This is a genomic window from Burkholderia sp. AU31652, from assembly GCF_002223155.1.
Lineage (GTDB): Bacteria > Pseudomonadota > Gammaproteobacteria > Burkholderiales > Burkholderiaceae > Burkholderia.
In genome coordinates this window covers 1-1,401 of sequence record NZ_NKFG01000012.1, presented here as the reverse complement: position 1 = coordinate 1,401, position 1,401 = coordinate 1, and the positions used below count along the sequence as shown (strand labels likewise).

The following is a 1,401-nucleotide window of genomic DNA, read 5'->3' as shown; positions in this document are numbered from 1 at the left end:
AGGGCTGAGTTCTGTATTGCACGGGACTCAGCCCTTTTAGTTTCAGTTTGATGCGGTCGTGATTGTAGTAGTGGATGTAGCTTGCCAAGCCGGTTTGCAGTTCGTCCAGGTTGCGGAACCGATTCAGATGGAAGAACTCGGATTTCAGCGTGCCGAAGAAGCTCTCCATGGCGGCGTTGTCCAGGCAATTCCCTTTACGCGACATGCTTTGCGTGAGCGCTCGTTGCTGCAGTAGGCGGCGATACGCAGGCATCTGGTACTGCCAGCCCTGATCCGAATGCAAGAGAGGCCGCTCGTGTGACTTCAAGCGCGCCAATGCCTTGCGAAGCATTGCGCTGACCATCTCGAACGCCGGGCGCCTCGCGGTTTCATAAGCAATGATCTCGCCGTTGTACAGATCGAGCACTGGTGACAGGTACAGCTTCTGGCCACCCACGTTGAATTCCGTGACATCCGTTACCCACTTCTCATTCGGACGCTTTGCGTAGAACCGACGCTGTAAAACATGAGGTGCAACACGTCCGACGCTACCTTTGTAGGAGCGGTATTTCTTCGGGCGCACACAAGACTTCAGCCGCAACTCACCCATCAGACGCGCCACAGTCTTGTGGTTAATCACCTGTCCCAGATTACGTAGAGCGAGCGTGATGCGTCGATAGCCGTAGCGGCCCTTGTGCCGTTCGAACAGCGAGCAGATTCTTGCCCTTGTATCGGCATACTTGTCGGCTGCTCCGAGCAATTTCTGATGATAGTAGAACGTGCTGCGCGCCAAGCCGGCAACCTTCAACAAGCCCGCAAGCGGATATTGCTGCCTTAGCTCGAGCACGATTTGCGCTTTTTGCGTTGCGCTGATCGCTGCTGCGCTTGAGCCAAGGCTTCGAGCTTTTTTAAGTACGCGTTCTCCATGCGCAGGAAGTTCAACTCGTCGAGTAGTTCCTGTCGGGAGCGCGTATCGTCCTCGGGTAGCGGCGGTGGCGTGAGCGGTGGCTTGGGCATCTTCCTGGGGCGCCCCCGCTGGCGCGGCGACAGTGCGTCTATACCGCCTTCATCATACTGGCGTTTCCACTGGCCGATGGCCGTACGGTTCCTAATGTTGAAGCGTGCAGCCGTCTCACGCGCTGACAACCCTTCGCTACGCATTTGCTGCAGTACAAGCAACTTGAACTCTGCGCTGTAGCGCTCGCACTTCTTCTTCAAGCCTGCCGGACCATGTATGCGATGGGCCGCCACCCACTTGCGGATCGTCGCCTCATCGACGCCGTGGCGCTTGGACATCTCACGGAACCCAGCGTGGCCGGACTCGTACTCCTCTGCAATGGATACCTTGAACTGCTCCGTGTACTTGCTCATGAAAAACACCCCAAAGGTTGGATCGATGTCCAACTTTTGGGGTGCAGTTCA

Annotated in this window: 1 protein-coding gene; it reads right to left on the bottom strand. The window is 56.6% G+C overall.

Annotated elements, in window-relative coordinates; all coding sequences use genetic code 11:
• Positions 1-1,350, bottom strand: a protein-coding gene (locus CFB40_RS37570; protein WP_089430986.1) for an IS3 family transposase whose coding sequence is annotated in 2 segments (ribosomal slippage) — positions 1-876 and positions 876-1,350 — 1,351 coding nt annotated over the 2 segments. Because the reading frame shifts where the segments join, the coding sequence is not laid out codon by codon here. This gene is flagged as partial in the annotation.
• Positions 1,351-1,401: the final 51 nt, after the last annotated feature.